The organism is Companilactobacillus kedongensis (assembly GCF_003946625.1).
Classification (GTDB): domain Bacteria; phylum Bacillota; class Bacilli; order Lactobacillales; family Lactobacillaceae; genus Companilactobacillus; species Companilactobacillus kedongensis.
The window spans coordinates 13,855-32,636 of sequence record NZ_RHOR01000019.1 but is presented as its reverse complement, the minus strand read 5'-3'; the positions used below and the strand labels follow the sequence as shown (position 1 = coordinate 32,636).

Sequence of the window (18,782 nt, the reverse complement as noted above, 5' to 3'; positions counted from 1 at the left end):
AATCTCCTATTTATCCTCTAATTCAATTAATGATGATTCTGGAAAATTCAATGTAATTTCAGCATTTGTTTCTGACTGATCTTTAGTCGTATTTACCTTTAAAATACCCAGTTCTGTATCAACGATATATTGATAGTAATTTCCTAAAAAGTTTTTAGAAACGACTTTCCCCAAAAGAGTATTCTCTCCTGCGCCGATCCCAATATTTTCTGGACGAATAGTCAACAAATTCCCCATAATTTCTTTATGAAATTGCCATTGTTGATCTTCAGCCCAAGTTTTAGGAATGAAATTCTCATAGCCGATAAAGCGAGCTACAAATTCAGTTCGTGGATTCTTGTAAATATTTTGCGGTGTATCTAGTTGTTCGATTTGACCTTGATTCATCAGAGCTACTCGATCAGAAATTGCAAAACACTCTTCCTGATCGTGGGTAACAAAGATAGTTGTCATATTGAGCTTCTGTTGCAAGCGATGAATTTCTTCTCGCATTTCAATTCTTAATTTAGCGTCCAAATTGCTTAGTGGTTCATCCAAAAGTAAAACATTAGGATTTATCGCTAAAGCACGAGCTAATGAAACACGTTGTTGCTGACCACCGGATAGTTCATGCGGCATACGGTCTTTTAAATTTGATAGACCTGTTATATCTAAAATGTTGAGTGCTTTTTGTTCGATTGTTTTTTTGTCTAACTTACGTCTCTTTAAGCCAAACGTAATATTTTGAAAAATTGTCATATGTGGGAAAAGCGCATAACTTTGGAAAACCATCCCAAAATTTCTTTTATAGACTGGCACCTTGCTGATGTCTTTTCCTGATACTTTGATGGTTCCTTTTTGAATCGGAATAAGACCGGAAATCAAACGTAACATGGTTGTTTTACCGCAACCACTGGGTCCTAAAATTGATAACAGTTCCCCATCTTTGATACTCAATGATAATTGATCAAGAATTTGTTTACCTTTTTGATAAGACATAGATAGATCTGATATTTCGATATTTGCCAAGTTAAGTCTCCTAAGTCAATTTGTTTAATCCCAAATACTTTTCAGCGAGGATCATGATCGAAGCCGTGATGATCATCAAGATAACTGAAACAGCTGAAACGGTCGGATCGTAATTATTCTCCAGATAATTCAAGATGGACGTTGGTAACATATTTAAATCCGGTCCATTCAAGAACAGACTTATTGGGATATTATTGAACGATGTAATAAAAGATAGGATAAACGCTGCGACGACGCTTTGCTTAATGTTAGGAATAACTACTTTGAAGAAAGTTGAAACTTTATCGTATCCTACCATCCAAGCTGCCTCTTCTATACTTTCGTCAAATTCCATCATCCCCGCCGTGATCAGACGCACCACATATGGCAGGCACAATAGAAAATGTCCAACTATTAAACTTATAAAGAGCGGCAATTGCAAGCTGATTACTAAAGCCTGGTATAACGCAAATCCAATTACTATTTCCGGTATCAAAGCTGGGCTTAAGAATATCGTCTGAAACCAATCCTTATGATGAATATCAAATCTCGTCAAAACATAGACGATCGGTGTTCCAACCAGTAGAGCCAGAAAGGAGGCCAAAACAGCCACTATTGAGCTCATTTTTAACCCTTCTACAAAATCCGGTTGTTGAAAAACATTGGCATACCAGTCAAAAGTAAATCCTTTAATTGGAAATGAAATAGCTGACTCTTCTCCAAAAGAAGTAATAATAACGATCAACAGTGGTACAACTAGTATGATCAAAATCAAGAATCCTACTATGGAAGAAAACTTAATTTTTGTTCTCACTTAGCATTCCTCCGATCCATTAACTTAGTACCGTAATTCATAATTGTCATAACCAAGACAGCAATTACAGTTAAGATAACAGCAACTACACTGGCGCTTGTCCAATCGCCTAAAGTGATCGATTGTTGTTGTAGCAACGTTGCCAATACCATATTCTTGTTTCCACCTAACAACTGAGGCGTTGTATATGCCGTTAGCGAACCAACAAAAACCAGGATTGAACCTGTAAGCATCCCCACCGAAAGTTGTGGCAAAATGACTTTGAAAAATACGATTGAAGGTCGAGCACCAATAACAGAAGCAGCTTCTTCAACTTCAAAGTTAAGCTGACTGAACGAACTAACTAACGAAGTAATCATGATCGGCAAAAACAGATAAACCGATCCAATAACGATCGAAAAGTTCGTGTATAGCAAAGTCATAGGTTTCTCAATAAGGTGTAATTGCATCAAGAGATTATTGATTACACCGTTTTTTCCTAAAATTGTGATCCATGCAAAATTTCTAACTACGGCATTGGTCAATATCGGGAATAAAACAATTATTGATACGACTTTCTTCCATCTCTCTCCCAAACGAGACATCCAGTATGCAGTTGGCAACCCCAACGACAGGGTTATTAAGGTTGTGATAACTGCAATCATCAATGTTCGTAAGATTACTTGAATATTGCCGCTACTATGGAAAAAGTTAAGATATTTTTCCAAGAAAAACTGATCTCCCACAAATGTCGGCAAGAACATTTGTAAGATCGGTAATATCAACAGAACAATTATCAATAAAAGTCCCGGGGATAGTAATAAAACAGTAGATCTTTTCAAATTATGACAACCTTTCTGAAATCAATACCAGTAATATAGCAGAAAGTACGAACAATTTCAAATTTGTTTTTTAATATAGTTCGTATTTTATACGTAATAAAACTTAATAATAAAAAAAATAGGAAAATCGTTCGTACGATTTTCCTATTCTATAAATGTTTTCAGAAAGTTACTTTACTCCAATTTACTCTTTTCGATATTGAACAATTTTCTTGATCAATTCTTCAGGCAACGGTTTTTCGTAGAGAAACTGAATTGCACCTTTGGAAGTTTTATATGGTTTCAATTCTTCTTCAAATTCAACAATTGCTGAAGGAGTTGGATAAAATCCTAAGTGACGTTTAAAATCTGCGAAATGAACTAGATTTTTCTTCAAATAAAACGTCGGCATAGCATATGATATCTTCTCTTCAGCTTCAGGAATGATTGACTTAATAAGCTTGTACATTTGATTGAGCTTCTCTTGATGAGAAGTCTCCGCCTTACTGATATAGTCTTCAATTACGGTCATATGATCACCTCTAACTAATTTATACCAAAAAAGACGTCGAAATACGACGTCTTTTTTATTCTGCTATTTTAGCAATTCTACCTTGTTCAATATAAACACTCAAAATTCCTATATCAGCAGGATTTACACCACTGATACGACTAGCTTGAGCTATTGTTTCTGGAGTTATTTTAGATAACTTTTGAACGGCTTCAGTAGCTAAACTTGGTACTTTAGTATAGTCGATACGATCAGGAATCTTCTTTGACTCCATCTTCTTCAATCGTTCGATCTTTAGTTCTTCTTTTTTAATATAACCTGCATATTTAATGCTGATCTCGACTTGTTCTTTAACACGACGATCAACTGGACCATCCTCTGGATCACCGATCATATCAATAATATCCTCATAGTGAACTTCAGGACGTCTCAATAAATGATCAGCTAAGATACCATCTTTCAAATTCTTAAAGTTATGACTTGTCATAAATGGTTCATCCATCTTCGGAGTGATCATCTTACGATTCAAACGCTCCAATTCACGCTTAGTCGCATCACGTTTGTCGTTAAATTTAGCATAACGGTCATCACTGATAAGTCCTAAGTCATAACCTTTATCAGTCAAACGTAAGTCGGCATTATCATGACGTAAAATTAAACGATATTCAGCACGACTTGTAAGCAAACGATAAGGTTCATTTGTACCCTTAGTAACAAGGTCATCGATCATAACGCCGATATAAGCTTCATCACGGTGTAGTACAAACGGATCTTTACCTTCAGCACGTAAAGCAGCATTAATACCAGCCATAAGACCTTGTCCAGCAGCTTCTTCATAACCAGAAGTTCCGTTCATTTGACCAGCGGTAAAGAGATTCTTAACAACCTTTGTTTCCATATTCAATTTCAATTGCCAAGGTTCAATAACATCATATTCGATTGCATATCCTGGACGCATTAATTTAGCGTTCTCAAGCCCGGCAACTGAATGAACCATCTTTAATTGAACTTCTTCTGGCATAGATGTTGAGAAGTCTCCAACATAATATTCTTGTGTATCTCTACCTTCAGGTTCCAAGAAAATTTGGTGACGTGGCTTGTCAGCAAAACGAACGATTTTGTCCTCAATTGATGGGCAATATCTTGGACCAACACCCTTGATGACTCCAGAAAATATTGGGGCACGATCAAGATTTTCACGAATGATTTGATGAGTTGTTGAATTAGTATAAGTCATCCAACAAGATAACTGATCTTTCAAATATTGTGAATCTGGTGTTTCAAATGAAAAATGATTTGGTTCCTTATCGCCAGGTTGTTCCTCTGTTTTAGAAAAATCAATTGTATCTTTATTTACACGTGGAGGTGTACCAGTCTTAAAACGAGTTAACTTAAAGCCGTTTTCTTCCAAATTTTCTGATAATTTAATTGAAGGAATACTGTTATTAGGACCGGACGAATAAGTTAGCTCACCAATAATAATCTTACCTCTTGAAGATGTACCAGCCGTTAACACAACAGCCTTGGCATGATATCTAGCGCCAGTAGCCGTTATAACGCCTTTACAAATACCATCTTCAACAATCAATTTGTTAACGATACCTTGTCTCAAAGTAAGATTAGGTTCCTTTTCAAGAGTTTCTTTCATCATACGATGATACATATTCTTATCTGCTTGAGCACGCAAAGCTCTGACGGCTGGACCCTTACCTGTATTCAACATTCTCATCTGAATATAAGTTTTATCGATATTACGACCCATTTCACCACCAAGAGCGTCAATCTCACGAACAACGATCCCTTTGGCTGGTCCACCAAGAGAGGGGTTACATGGCATAAAAGCTACCATATCTAAGTTTATAGTTACGAGAAGCGTCTTTTGTCCCATTCTAGCGGCAGACAAAGCAGCCTCTGAACCGGCATGGCCAGCTCCAACTACAATTACATCATAATTCTCTGAATCAAATTCTTTAACTTGCATACATTCACCTATTTTCCTAAACAGAATTGTGAGAATAGTTGTGTTATCAACTCATCTGGATAGCTATCTCCGGTAATTTCACCCAGAGTATCCCAGCAAGCTGTCATATCGATCTGAACTAAATCAATTGGCATCCCTGCTTCAATTCCTGAAATAACATCATTTAAATTTTCTTTTGCTTGTCTTAATAAACCAGCCTGTCTAGCACTAGTGATGATCACATCTGTACTGCTGTCTTCAATACCAGCATTAAAAATCTGACTGATAGTTTGCTTGATCATTTCGATACCGTCATTCGTTATAGCGGAAGTTTGTAAAATAGTGTCATCTGCTTTAACTTGTTTCACCGTTTTAGGTGTTATAACGGGTATTAAATCATTTTTATTAAAAATAATGATTCGACGTTTATCATTAGTTGCATCAAGTAACTGAATGTCATCACTTTCGAGTTCCCTACTGGAATCTAAAACAACAATGACTAAATCAGCTTCTTTTAACGCTTTTTTAGAGCGTTCAACACCAATTTTTTCAACTTTATCTGTTGTATCACGAACACCAGCTGTATCGATCAGTTTAAGTGGCACACCATCAATATTGACATATTGCTCAACAATATCTCTAGTCGTACCAGCAACATCCGTAACAATGGCCTTATCTTCATCAAGTAAGCGATTAAGCAAACTAGATTTACCAACATTAGGTTTACCAACAATGGCCGTGGCTAGTCCATGCTGCAAGATTTCCCCACTGTCGGCTGTTTTCAATAGACTATCAATATTCTTGCTAACTAAATGAGCTTTTTCTAACAACATCTTGGTTGTCATCTGTTCGGTATCATATTCTGGATAATCGATATTTACCTCAACTTGAGCCAACGCATCTAAAATCTCTTGACGTAAATTTGCGATCAAATGATTCAAATTACCATCCAACTGATTTACAGCGACTTGCATAGCTTTATCTGTCTTAGCACGGATCAGATCCATTACCGACTCAGCTTGTGTTAAGTCGATACGACCGTTTAGAAAGGCCCGTTTGGTAAATTCACCAGGTTCAGCCATACGTGCTCCAGAACCGATCAGAAGCTGTAATACCTTATTAGTGGCCACAATACCACCATGAGTATTTATCTCCACTACGTCTTCTCTAGTGAATGTTTTTGGAGCTAACATGACCGAAACCATGACTTCATCAACTAAAGACTCATCTGTAGGATCGATGATATGACCATAATTTATTGTATGACTCTTAACTTTGGTTAAATCTTTACCCTTGAATACCTTTTGTGCTATAGCTACTGCTTGATCTCCTGAAAGGCGAACGATCGAAATGGCACCCTCCCCAGGAGGGGTCGAAATAGCAGCAATAGTATCATATTCAGTAACTGCGCTTGGCATAATAGTCCTCTTTTCCCATTTTTAAGCACAAAAAAAGTGCGTAATCCACCAATTATGGCGGAAAAGCACTTTGACTACTTTTCTATATATGTTTGTACAATTTCTAAAACATCTTAACTAGTTTTAGAAAAATTGTCAATTAACGACGTTTGTAAGCACGTTTTTTAGCTCTTCTGATCTTACGTTGCTTCTCACGCTCTGCTTCTTCCTTTTCCTTTTGAGCACGACGGTACTTGAAAGGATTTTGGAAAATCAATGTCTGAACAACTTGGAAAGCATTTGTTACAACCCAGTATAAAGTAATGGCTGATGGGAATGTCAAAGCAGGAACGAAAATAAATAACGGCATGACGTATGTCATTAACTTAGTAGTTGTATTTTGATTTGGTTGCGAATAGCTGGCAATGTATGTACTTAAGAAAGTAAATACAGCGGCCAAAATAGCCATAATGTAATATGGATCGGCTTTACTTAATTGCATCCACAAGAATGTACCATTACGTAATTGCTCAGTCTTATAAATTGCTTGATACAAAGCAAACATAACCGGCATCTGTACCAAAAGTGGCAAACATCCCGCAACCGGATTAACTCCGGCCTCACTATAAAGTTTTTGAGTCTCTTCTCTTAACTTACTTTGTGTGTCAGTATCCTTAGCAGAATACTTCTTTTGAAGTGCTTGTATTTGTGGTTGAACAGTCATCTGCTTGTTCATACTTCTGATTTGATACCAGTTCAGTGGTAGTAAAACAATTCTTACAATCAGAGTAAAGAGCACGATAGCCCAACCTGAACTATTACCAACTAATGAACCTAACCAAAGGATAAATTGCGAGAAACTATATAAAACATAGTGATCCCAAATCCCAGAACTATGGCTAGTAATCGGTTCATTAAGGTTAGAACAACCTGACAAAACTAAAACAACACCAAGTAATAACGCCACACCTAAGTATTTTTTTAAGCTTTTTTTATTCACTTTTACACCTATATATTATTATTTTTTATCTTACCCTAGTATTTTACCTAATTTTAGCAAATGTACGATATTTTTTTTCGTTTCGAACATATCTAAATCAACGGATGGTTTTCGAGCAATGATCAAAAAGTCCAGTTCAGCTGGTAATTCTGGTTTTAATTCCAACAATGATTGTCTGACGTAACGTTTAACTCGATTACGACCGACTGCTGTATGCGAAACCTTTTTCCCAACTGACAATCCCACGCGAAAATGTTTTTGATCCTTCTTATCAATTTGATAAAGAACAAAATTACGATTTGCGACTGATTGTCCCTTTGAATAAACATATTGAAACTCATTTTCTTTTTTAATTCGATAGCTCTTTCTCATATGTCACCAGACGATCCCTTGTTTGTAATAAAAAAGGACCACTAAAAATCAGTGATCCTTCAAAACTAAGCTGATAATACTTTTCTACCTTTTTTGCGGCGTCTTGCAAGAACCTTGCGACCATTACTTGTACTCATTCTCTTCATGAAACCATGGACGCGTTCACGATGACGCTTCTTAGGTTGAAATGTTCTTTTTGTAGTCATCAATAAACCTCCTGAATCTTATTTAACAAAAATTTTTCACTTCTTCAGACAATTGCTTAACTATAATACCATGCTATGCAATGAATTTAAACAACAAATTTTCGATTACTTCTATATAGTTACTATTTTGTTTTGAAAAGTTTTTAAACAGTTTTCCTGTGGATAATTTGTGGAAGCATTTTACAACTTTTTTTACCCACAAAGTTATCGACAGGCTTTTCACCTGAACAATTTTACTGTGTTTTAGTTATCCACAGGTTGAGAATAAAAAATAAATCTTGTAGAATTAGTTGATATATAAGGCCTGATAGATACACTAGTTTGTGGAAAACTGTGTGAATAACTAAAATTGTCCGACTTTTTCACAGGCTATCTTTTTTAGTATTTCCTTCTTGTTATTTTTTTATAATTTAAACATTTGTTCTGTGGAAAACTCTTTTATACAATGATAAACTATACAATGTCTTTTTTCCGTAAAAAATTTATCCACATTAAAGATTGGGGGGAAATCTTTGCAAAATATAAATGACGATTCAAATACTCAAATCAAAGAATTTTGGGATTATTTAACTAAAAAATTAAAATCTAGTTTAACCCCCGTAAGCTATACAACTTGGGTAGAAAGCGCGCATCCTTTATATATTTCTGGGAATGATCTTCATATTTCTGTTCCCAGCAACTTGCATAAAGACTATTGGGAGCGACATTATACCGAAGATATTGCAATTTATTCTTTTGAATTAAATGGTATTGAACTTAATCCAGTCATCGAGACTGCTGAAGATCAAACAAAGAGGGAAGAACCGGCAGCTCCTAAAAATAACATTGAAAAAACTACTACCACTGGACATGTCTTCCATAATTCTCATTTGAATCCAAAATACACTTTTGATTCTTTTATAACTGGTAGTGGTAACCAAATGGCCCACGCCGCAGCTTTAGCAGTTGCCGAAGAACCAGGTACTATTTACAACCCATTGTTTATTTATGGTGGTGTTGGACTTGGAAAAACTCACTTGATGCAGGCCATAGGACACCAAATGATCAAGCTAGAACCAGCAGCAAATGTCAAATACGTTACCAGCGAAACTTTTGCCAATGATTTTATTAATTCAATCCAGACCAGAACTCAAGAAGAATTCCGTCAAGAATACCGTAATGTAGATTTATTACTAATAGATGACATCCAGTTCTTTGGTGAAAAAGAGGGAACTCAAGAAGAGTTTTTCCATACTTTCAATGAACTGTACGCTAATAGTAAGCAAATCGTTATGACTTCTGATCGCTTACCAAATGAAATTCCTAAGCTTGAGGAAAGATTAGTATCACGTTTCAAATGGGGGCTACCTGTTGATATCACTGCGCCTGATCTTGAAACAAGAATTGCCATTTTACGAAACAAAGCTATCGCCGAAAATCTTGAAATTCCTGATGACACTCTTTCATATATAGCTGAACAAGTTGATACCAACGTTCGTGAATTGGAAGGTGCCTTGCTGAGAGTTCAAGCTTATTCAACAATGAATAAAGAAGACATCACTAAATCCATTGCCGCAGATGCTTTAAAATCATTAAAACTTAATAAGGAACAAAATGGTCTGACCGTTGGGAAAATTCAGAGTCGTGTCGCCAAATACTACCATGTATCTGTCAACGACCTTAAGGGTAAGAAACGTGTTAAAACAATTGTTGTTCCTAGACAAATCGCTATGTATTTAGCCAGAGAACTAACAGATAAATCCTTACCACAAATTGGAATGGAATTCGGTGGTAAGGATCATACGACAGTTATGCATTCGTGTGATAAAATATCCGAGTTAGTTATAAAAAATGGTGAAATAAAAAGAGCCGTCGCTGAATTAAAGGACGAACTCAGAAATTAACATGTTGAAAAGTATTTAGTTTATACTAAGTTATCCACACCTGTTAATAACAAGATAAATTCAAGATCGCCTTGGCTTTATGAAAGTTATCCACAGAATCAACAGCACCTACTACTACTTCTATTTATATACTAATTAATTAAAAGAGGGGTACCTATGAAATTTTCAATCGATAGATCAAAATTCGTAAACCAAACAAATAACGTTCAACGAGCAATTTCCACAAAAACTACAATTCCAATACTTACAGGAATGAAATTAGATTTGTCAGACAGTGGTTTAACTATTACTGGTAGCAATTCAGATATTTCTATCACTTCATTTATTTCAAAAGAGGACACTGATAATGATTTAAGAATCGAAAGTACCGGTTCAATCGTCTTACCAGCTAGATTCTTTAATGAAATCATTAAAAAATTACCTGGGGATAATTTTGATTTAGAAGTTCTAAGTAATAATCAAACTCTTATTTCTTCCGGAGTATCTGAATTTACTATCAATGGTTTGGATGCAAGTAATTATCCACACCTTCCAGAAGTTGAGACCTCAAATCAATTAGTTTTCCCCACGGATCTATTTAAAGAAGTTGTTAACCAAACCGTCATTGCTGTTTCAAATCAAGAAAGTCGTCCAGTTTTAACTGGTGTTAACTTCTTGATCAGTAGTGAAGGTTTAGTTTCGGTCGCAACTGACAGTCACCGTTTATCTCAAAGAAGAATCGATATTACTAGCGATGAAGATTACAACTTGATCATTCCTGGAAAGAGTTTGACTGAATTGGTAAGAACAATTAATGACTCAGTTAAAGAAATTTCAATGTCTATCTCTGAGAATCAAGTCCTATTCAGTTTTGACAATGTTATGTTTTACTCACGTCTGCTTGACGGAAGATATCCAGAAACAGACCGTTTGATCCCGGCAGATTCAAATACCAAGATTACTTTCGATACGACAAAGTTATTAGGTTCTGTTGAGAGAGCTTCACTTCTTTCACATGAGAGTCGCAATAATGTTATTAAGTTAGAGATAAAGACGGCTGAAAAGAAAGCAATTCTTTATGGGAATTCACCAGAGGTCGGAACTGTTGAAGAAGTTCTAGATTTCGAAAACCTTGAAGGTGACGATTTAGAAATTTCATTTAACCCTGATTATTTGAAAGATGCCTTAAGGTCATTTGGTGGAAATACTAATATTGAAATGAGTTTTACTTCGCCATTACATCCGTTCACATTGAGACCAGTAGAGAATAAAGATGACTTTGTTCAACTGATTACTCCTGTTAGAACGTTCTAGATATGTCAAAAAGGGTCAGAACATTTCGTTCTGACCCTTTTTTTTGTCTGATTTGGAAATATACCATTATTTCGCGCTGTCTGTGATTTTTTTATCTTTTTTAGTGGGGAACTACTAAACCGTTTGAAAATTGCTCTAAACGCCTGATAAGTTGTTTTTCGAGTTAAAAACCTCTATAATTATAATATGTCATTAAATATGTAAATCTAATAAATAGGGTGTTAATATGTCGCAAAAAATAAAGATTGAAACGGAATTTATAACGTTAGGACAGTTTTTAAAGGACGTTGGAATCATTTCAACCGGTGGTCAAGCCAAGTGGTATTTGAAAGATAACGCGGTGCAACTTAATGGGGCATTGGAGGATCGTCGAGGCAAGAAATTGCATAAAGGCGATGTATTAATTATCGATAAAGAATCTTACGAGATTGAATAACCGCATTTGTATATAAAGGAGTTACGACTTCGCAGTTATCGCAATTACGAGTCTTTAAAAATTGATTTTTCTCCAAACATTAATATCTTTTTGGGAAGAAATGCCCAAGGTAAAACTAATTTATTAGAGGCTATGTATTTTTTAGCTTTAACAAGAAGTCATCGAACATCTAGTGACAAGGATTTGATCATGTGGGGCAGTGACTTTGCTAGAATTTCTGGGACTATTATTAAAGATAATTCTAGTAACCTGCAGATGGATTTAGTTATAAGCAAATCTGGAAAAAAAGCTCGTTTAAACAATTTAGAACAACGCAAGTTATCGACCTATATTGGTAATTTGAATGTTGTTTTGTTTTCTCCGGAGGATTTGTCGATCGTAAAGGGAAATCCTGGGATTAGAAGAAAATTTATTGATATGGAGTTTGGCCAGATTTCTGCTCAGTATCTAAAAACAGTTAGTCAATTTCGCCGTGTCTTGAAGCAGCGGAATGTATATCTGAAAAAATTACAACATCAGAAAAAACCTGATTTGATGTATTTGGATGTTTTGTCTGATCAACTATCCGGGTATTGTGCTGAAGTAGTGAAAATGCGTTTGGATTTTTTGACACGTTTACAAACTTTCATGAGTAAAATTCACGCTGATATAACCGATCAGCAGGAAAAACTTGAGTTGCATTATAGTAGTGTAATCGATGTCAATGAAAAATCTGTTGAAAACATTTATAATAATTACAAGAATGTTTTCAAAGAAAGTGTCAAAAAAGAGATCCAACGCGGCGTTACATTATATGGACCACACCGTGATGATATTAAATTCATGATCAATGGAAAAGATGCTCAAGATTTTGGATCGCAAGGTCAACAGCGATCTGTGGCTTTAAGTTTGAAATTGGCCGAAGTCGAATTGATCAAAGAAGAAGTAGGAGATTATCCGATTTTATTATTGGATGATGTTTTGTCAGAGTTGGATCGGAAACGACAGACTCATCTTTTGACCTCAATAAGTGATCGCATTCAGACATTTATTACGACAACTTCATTGGAAGATGTCGATCAGACTTTGGTTAGAAATCCTAATATTTTGAATATTAGTAACGGAGTAGTTCAACAGGAGGAAATTTAATGGCTGAGAACGATAGAGAAGCTGAATTAGAAAAAAGAGAAGAATTAGCCGAAGAATATGATGCCAGTCAAATTCAAGTTCTTGAGGGACTTGAAGCCGTTCGTAAAAGACCAGGTATGTATATTGGTTCAACCAGTAAACAAGGTCTACATCATCTTGTTTGGGAAATAATTGATAATGGTATTGATGAAGCCTTAGCTGGATTTGCCACTAAAATTGATGTTACCGTTGAACCCGATAATTCAATTACTGTCTTTGATGATGGTCGTGGTATTCCAATCGATATCCAGAAAAAGACTGGTAAACCTGCACTTGAAACTGTTTATACGATCCTACATGCCGGTGGTAAATTCGGCGGTGGCGGATACAAAGTTTCTGGTGGTTTGCATGGTGTTGGTGCTTCAGTAGTTAACGCGTTAAGTAGCGAACTTGACGTTGTAGTTACTCGTGCCGGAAAAAAATATGGAATCGACTTTGCCAAAGGTAAAGTAGTTCATTCAATGCATGTTGTTGGTGATGCGCCAGAATTTGAACATGGAACTTTGGTTCATTTTGTTCCAGATCCTGATATTTTCACCGAAACAACTGTTTATGACGACAAGGTTTTGACAACTAGAATTCGTGAATTAGCCTTTTTGAATAAAGGTTTGAAATTAACTTTTACAGATAAAAGAGCAGATACAGCTGAGAAACTAGTTTTCCATTACGAGGGCGGTATCAAGAGCTACGTTGAATTTATGGACAAAGAAAAAGAAGTCCTATTCGAAGATCCAATCTACCTTGAAGGTGTTCAAGATGGCGTTACGGTTGAAGTAGCGCTTCAATACACTGATGAATTCCATACTAATTTGATGACTTTCGCCAATAATATCCATACTTATGAAGGTGGTACTCATGAAGTTGGATTTAAGACAGCTTTAACACGTGTCATCAATGACTATGCTCATAAAAATAAATTATTAAAAGACAGTGAAAAGCTTTCTGGTGAGGATGTTCGTGAAGGGATGACTGCGGTTGTCAGTGTTAAACATCCTGATCCTCAATTTGAAGGCCAGACTAAGACTAAATTAGGTAATAGCGATGCACGTACGATCACTGATCGCCTATTCAGTGAACACTTTATGAAATTCTTGATGGAGAATCCTAGCTTAGCTAAGAAAATCGTTGAAAAGGGTAGTTTAGCTACTAAAGCTAGAATGGCTGCCAAACGTGCTCGTGAAGTTACTAGAAAACAAAATGGACTGGAAATCAGTAATTTACCTGGTAAATTGGCTGATAATTCTAGTAAAGATCCAGCAATTTCTGAATTATTCATCGTTGAGGGTGATTCTGCCGGTGGCTCTGCCAAAACTGGTCGTTCACGTTTGACGCAAGCTATTTTGCCGATCAGAGGTAAGATCTTAAACGTTGAAAAAGCAACTATGGATAAGATCCTAGCTAACGAAGAAATTAGAACACTCTTTACAGCTATGGGAACAGGTTTTGGAGAAGACTTTGATATCTCTAAGGCTCGTTATCATAAAGTAATCATCATGACCGATGCCGATGTCGATGGTGCTCACATTCGAACACTGTTGTTAACATTGCTTTATCGTTATATGCGTCCGGTTGTTGACGCAGGCTATGTTTATATCGCTAAGCCACCTTTGTATCAAGTTCGTCAAGGTAAGATGATGCAATACTTTGATACTGATAAAGAAAAAGATGAATTTGTATCACAACTTTCACCAAAACCAGAACCAAAGATCCAACGTTACAAGGGTCTTGGTGAAATGGATGCTGATCAATTATGGGAAACAACTATGGATCCTGAGAAGAGAAGATTAGACCGTGTTAACCTCGATGATGCCATTGAAGCTAACAAAGTATTCTCAATGTTAATGGGTGATAAAGTTGAACCAAGAAGAGAATTTATTGAAGACAATGCACGTTATGCCGAAGTAGATTATTAGGGAGGTAAAGCAAGTTAATGGACGATCGAAGAATATCCAATGTTAATCTAACGGAAGTTATGAAAAAATCTTTCGTGGATTATGCCGCTAGTGTTATCGTTTCAAGAGCACTTCCAGATGTGCGTGATGGGTTGAAGCCAGTTCACCGTCGTATTCTTTACGGTATGAACGAACTTGGCGTTACGCCAGATAAACCATATAAAAAGAGTGCTCGTTTTGTCGGTGACATCATGGGTAAGTATCATCCACATGGGGACTCTGCCATTTATGAATCAATGGTCAGAATGGCTCAGGACTTTAGTTACCGTTATCCATTAGTCGATGGACACGGAAACTTTGGTTCAATTGATGGTGATCCACCCGCTGCCATGCGTTATACCGAAGCTCGTATGAGTAAGATGGCAGTTGAAATGTTGCGTGATATTAATAAAGATACCGTTGATTTAGTACCAAACTATGACGGTGAAGAAAAAGAACCTATGGTACTTCCTGCACGTTTTCCAAACCTTTTGGTCAATGGTGCAACCGGAATTGCCGTTGGTATGACTACTAATATCCCTTCACATAACTTAAAAGAAGTTATTGATGCTTTGCATATTTTGATGAGAAATAAAGATGCAAGTATTGCTGACTTGATGAAGGTACTACCTGGACCTGATTTCCCTACTGGAGGAATCATCATGGGTCGCTCTGGAATTAGAAAAGCCTATGAAAATGGTAAAGGTACAATCATTTTGCGTGCCAAAGTCGACGTGGTTACCAAAAAGAGTGGTCAGGAACAAATTATTGTTACTGAGTTGCCTTATATGGTCAACAAGGCCAATTTAGTTGAACGTATCGCTGAATTAGCACGTGATAAAAAGCTTGATGGAATCACTGATCTAAATGATGAATCTGACCGTGAAGGTATGAGGATCGTTATTGATATTCGTCGTGATATGAGTGCTTCTGTTGTCTTGAATAATCTCTATAAACTGACACAACTACAAATTTCTTACGGTATCAATATGGTTGCTATCGTTGATAAAACGCCACGTGTTTTATCACTTAAAGAAGTTCTAGTTTATTATTTAAAGCATCAAGAAGTTGTTATCAGAAGAAGAACTCAATATGAATTAGATCGTGCTCAGGCACGTGCCCATATTCTAGAAGGACTAAGAATTGCTCTGGATCATATTGATGAAATTATCAGTATTATCAGAGGTTCGCAGACTTCTAGTGTGGCTAAACAAACTTTGATGGATCGTTTTAAGTTATCAGATAAACAATCGCAAGCTATTCTTGATATGCGTTTGGTTCGTTTGACTGGCTTGGAACGCGAGAAAGTTGAAGCTGAATATCAAGATCTTTTGGTAAAAATTGCTGATTACAAAGATATTTTGAATACACCAGAACGTGTAGATAAAATAATTTATGATGAATTATTGGATATCCAAGATAAATTTGGTGATCCTAGAAGAACTGAGATTCGTGCCAGTGAAGTTGCTAATATTGAAGATGAGGACTTGATCGAAGAAGAGAATATCTTGGTCGTCTTGACTCATAACGGATATATCAAGCGCTTGTCTGCTGATGAATTCAGAGTTCAAAATCGTGGTGGTCGTGGTATCCAAGGTATGGGTATTCATGATGATGACTTTATTGAACATATGATTTACGCATCGACTCATGATCGAATGTTGTTCTTTACTAATACTGGTAAAGTTTATCGGACTAAAGGTTACGAGGTCCCTGAATACGGTCGTACTGCTAAAGGTATCCCCGTTATCAATTTGTTGAACATTGAAAAAGGTGAGAAGATCCAAACCGTTATCAATGTCGGACGTGATGTTGATAAGGAAAATTCATTCCTGTTCTTTGTTACTAAATATGGAACTGTTAAGCGTACGCCAGTAACTGATTTTGCCAATATCAGACATTCTGGTCTTCGCTCGATCACTTTAAAAGATGGTGATGAATTAACTAATGTCTTCTTAACAGATGGCAGCAAGGTTATCTTTATCGGAACTCATAGAGGTTACGCGGTAACCTTTAGAGAAAGTGATGTTCGTCCAATGGGTAGAACTGCTGCTGGTGTTCGTGGTATCAAGCTTCGTGAGGAGGACTATGTTGTTGGTTCATCAATCGTTGAATCGGGACAAGAAGTTCTTACGATCTCTGAAAAGGGGTATGGTAAGCGAACTAAGGTTGAAGAATATCCGATCAAGGGACGTGGCGGTAAAGGTATCAAGACTGCTAACGTAACTGAAAAGAACGGACCGATTGCCGGAGTTACTTCCGTCAATGGGGATGAAGATATCATGTTGATCACGGATATGGGTGTTATGATCCGTTTTGAAGTTCAAAGCGTGTCACAAACTGGTCGTGCTACTTTAGGCGTTAGATTGATCAAGGTTGATGGCGATTCTATCGTTTCAACTATGGCCAAGATCCAACACGAAGAACCTGAAGAAGATGCTGATCAGAGCACTGAATCAAATCCTGATGATCTAGCTAGTGATGATGAATCTGTCGACTCAGTTGACACAAATGAGGATTCAAATAATACTGAAGAGTAAAAAATAGTGTTTCTGCGTAATTTGATATGTATCAAGTTTTTGATACGTGTCAGGCAGAAACACTTTTTTATTGGGAAATTTATCTAGAAATTGTTTGTTAGTTATGCTAAACTATAACATCGTGAGTATAAAATGTAGTTAATTTATGCTCCTTGTTCTTTAATTAGAACCATTAGACCATAAGGAGGTGTACAGTCATGGCTGAAACACATTACGAAATTACATACATCATCAAACCTGATGTTGAAGAAGACGCAAAGAAAACTCTAATCGATCGTTTCGATAAGATCCTTACAGATAACGGCGCCAAAGTAATCGATTCAAAAGACTGGGAAAAGAAACGCTTAGCATACGAAATTGCTAACTATAAAGAAGGTGTCTACCACATTATTAACGTAGACGCTGATAACGATGAAGCAATCAATGAATTCGATCGTCTATCAAAGATCGAAGATAACATTCTTCGTCACATGATCATCAAACGTGAAGACTAGTTTTGTTTCACGTGAAACATTTTAAGGAGGCAGGTATATGATTAATCGAGTAGTTCTAGTGGGGCGCCTGACACGTGATCCTGAACTTAGATATACTGCCAATGGTGCAGCAGTTGCCAGTTTTACAGTCGCTGTAAACAGACAATTTACTAATGCTCAAGGTGAGCGCGAAGCTGATTTTATTAATTGTGTTATTTGGAGAAAGGCTGCTGAAAACTTCTCTAATTTTACTAATAAAGGTTCACTTGTTGGAATTGATGGACGTCTTCAAACACGTAACTATGAAAACCAACAAGGACAAAGAGTCTATGTTACTGAGGTAGTTGTTGAAAACTTCTCATTACTAGAGTCTAGATCTGATAGTGAAAAGAGAGCAAATTCAAGTAGTAATAGTAATCCAAATCAAGCACCTAATTATAACCAACAAAATCAATCATCAAATCAGTCTCCAGCAAATAACAATAATAGCAACAATAACAATAACTTTAACAATCAATCTAACAATAACAGTAACAACTCAAATAATATGGGCGATCCATTTGCTGACAACAGTAAACCAATCGACATATCAGATGACGACTTACCATTCTAAAGTGAAGGGAATGACATAAATGGCTCAACAAAGAAGAGGCGGACGTAGAAGACGTAAAGTTGACTTCATCGCAGCTAACCATATCGAATTTATCGATTATAAAGATACAGAATTACTTAAGAGATTTATCTCAGAACGTGGTAAGATTTTGCCAAGACGTGTAACTGGTACAAGTGCTAAGAACCAAAGAAAGCTTACAATTGCTATCAAGCGTGCAAGAATCATGGCTCTATTACCATTCGTCGCTGAAGACTAATTGAAAATTAATTAAAGACCACTGAAAAGTGGTCTTTTTTTATTCTCTGAATTAACGAAATTTCAATTTTGGTATCATCAAAGTCTTATATTTAGATATTAAAAGTGAAACCCTGCTGTGATAAAATTAGGAGGTACGTTTAA

General features: G+C 36.3%; 18 protein-coding genes. 9 read left to right on the top strand and 9 right to left on the bottom strand.

The window, feature by feature from the left end:
- Positions 1-6 precede the first annotated feature (6 nt).
- The 9 genes from EKM60_RS09775 to rpmH form a co-directional block, all read right to left on the bottom strand.
- Positions 7-1,008, bottom strand: coding sequence for an ABC transporter ATP-binding protein (locus tag EKM60_RS09775; RefSeq protein WP_125714964.1), 1,002 nt, complete (start codon positions 1,006-1,008; stop codon positions 7-9).
- A 10-nt stretch (positions 1,009-1,018) separates the two neighbouring features.
- Positions 1,019-1,801, bottom strand: coding sequence for an ABC transporter permease (locus EKM60_RS09770; protein WP_225427045.1), 783 nt, complete (start codon positions 1,799-1,801; stop codon positions 1,019-1,021).
- Complete coding sequence (locus EKM60_RS09765; protein WP_125714962.1) at positions 1,798-2,622, bottom strand: ABC transporter permease; 825 nt, start codon at positions 2,620-2,622, stop codon at positions 1,798-1,800. The genes EKM60_RS09770 and EKM60_RS09765 overlap by 4 nt, the downstream gene beginning before the upstream one ends.
- Positions 2,623-2,806: 184 nt before the next feature.
- Positions 2,807-3,133: an iron chaperone gene (locus EKM60_RS09760; RefSeq protein WP_125714960.1), complete on the bottom strand. Its 327-nt coding sequence runs from the start codon at positions 3,131-3,133 to the stop codon at positions 2,807-2,809.
- A 55-nt stretch (positions 3,134-3,188) separates the two neighbouring features.
- On the bottom strand, positions 3,189-5,093 hold the full coding sequence (gene mnmG, locus EKM60_RS09755) for a tRNA uridine-5-carboxymethylaminomethyl(34) synthesis enzyme MnmG (protein ID WP_125714958.1): 1,905 nt from the start codon (positions 5,091-5,093) through the stop codon (positions 3,189-3,191).
- Between the two features lie 8 nt (positions 5,094-5,101).
- Complete coding sequence (gene mnmE / locus EKM60_RS09750) at positions 5,102-6,490, bottom strand: tRNA uridine-5-carboxymethylaminomethyl(34) synthesis GTPase MnmE (protein WP_125714956.1); 1,389 nt, start codon at positions 6,488-6,490, stop codon at positions 5,102-5,104.
- Positions 6,491-6,629: 139 nt separating this feature from the next.
- The gene (gene yidC / locus EKM60_RS09745; RefSeq protein ID WP_125714953.1) at positions 6,630-7,469 is read right to left on the bottom strand and encodes a membrane protein insertase YidC; all 840 of its coding nucleotides are present in this window, start codon (positions 7,467-7,469) and stop codon (positions 6,630-6,632) included.
- Positions 7,470-7,499: 30 nt separating this feature from the next.
- Complete coding sequence (gene rnpA / locus EKM60_RS09740; protein WP_125714951.1) at positions 7,500-7,841, bottom strand: ribonuclease P protein component; 342 nt, start codon at positions 7,839-7,841, stop codon at positions 7,500-7,502.
- A gap of 65 nt (positions 7,842-7,906) precedes the next feature.
- Positions 7,907-8,047, bottom strand: a complete 141-nt coding sequence (gene rpmH, locus EKM60_RS09735) for a 50S ribosomal protein L34 (RefSeq protein ID WP_010625561.1) — start codon at positions 8,045-8,047, stop codon at positions 7,907-7,909.
- 545 nt (positions 8,048-8,592) lie between these two features.
- Between rpmH and dnaA the strand changes: the two genes are divergently transcribed.
- The 9 genes from dnaA to rpsR all read left to right on the top strand — a co-directional run bounded on the left by dnaA (position 8,593) and on the right by rpsR (position 18,639).
- Positions 8,593-9,930 carry a chromosomal replication initiator protein DnaA gene (gene dnaA / locus EKM60_RS09730; RefSeq protein ID WP_225427046.1) on the top strand — a complete coding sequence of 446 codons (1,338 nt, stop codon included), beginning with the start codon at positions 8,593-8,595 and terminating at the stop codon, positions 9,928-9,930.
- Positions 9,931-10,086: 156 nt separating this feature from the next.
- On the top strand, positions 10,087-11,223 hold the full coding sequence (dnaN, locus tag EKM60_RS09725) for a DNA polymerase III subunit beta (protein WP_125714947.1): 1,137 nt from the start codon (positions 10,087-10,089) through the stop codon (positions 11,221-11,223).
- Between the two features lie 226 nt (positions 11,224-11,449).
- Positions 11,450-11,659: a S4 domain-containing protein YaaA gene (gene yaaA, locus EKM60_RS09720; protein ID WP_125714945.1), complete on the top strand. Its 210-nt coding sequence runs from the start codon at positions 11,450-11,452 to the stop codon at positions 11,657-11,659.
- 6 nt (positions 11,660-11,665) lie between these two features.
- Positions 11,666-12,787: a DNA replication/repair protein RecF gene (gene recF / locus EKM60_RS09715; protein WP_125714943.1), complete on the top strand. Its 1,122-nt coding sequence runs from the start codon at positions 11,666-11,668 to the stop codon at positions 12,785-12,787.
- A complete protein-coding gene (gene gyrB, locus EKM60_RS09710) occupies positions 12,787-14,739 on the top strand; it encodes a DNA topoisomerase (ATP-hydrolyzing) subunit B (RefSeq protein WP_125714941.1) in 1,953 nt (650 codons plus the stop codon). Before recF ends, gyrB begins: the two co-directional genes overlap by 1 nt.
- A gap of 17 nt (positions 14,740-14,756) precedes the next feature.
- Positions 14,757-17,297, top strand: coding sequence for a DNA gyrase subunit A (gene gyrA, locus EKM60_RS09705; RefSeq protein ID WP_225427044.1), 2,541 nt, complete (start codon positions 14,757-14,759; stop codon positions 17,295-17,297).
- Between the two features lie 197 nt (positions 17,298-17,494).
- Positions 17,495-17,791 carry a 30S ribosomal protein S6 gene (gene rpsF / locus EKM60_RS09700; RefSeq protein WP_125714939.1) on the top strand — a complete coding sequence of 99 codons (297 nt, stop codon included), beginning with the start codon at positions 17,495-17,497 and terminating at the stop codon, positions 17,789-17,791.
- A gap of 37 nt (positions 17,792-17,828) precedes the next feature.
- On the top strand, positions 17,829-18,383 hold the full coding sequence (ssb, locus tag EKM60_RS09695; RefSeq protein WP_125714937.1) for a single-stranded DNA-binding protein: 555 nt from the start codon (positions 17,829-17,831) through the stop codon (positions 18,381-18,383).
- A 19-nt stretch (positions 18,384-18,402) separates the two neighbouring features.
- Positions 18,403-18,639 (top strand): 30S ribosomal protein S18, encoded by a 237-nt coding sequence (gene rpsR / locus EKM60_RS09690; RefSeq protein ID WP_125592736.1) that lies wholly within the window; start codon positions 18,403-18,405, stop codon positions 18,637-18,639.
- Positions 18,640-18,782 lie beyond the last annotated feature (143 nt).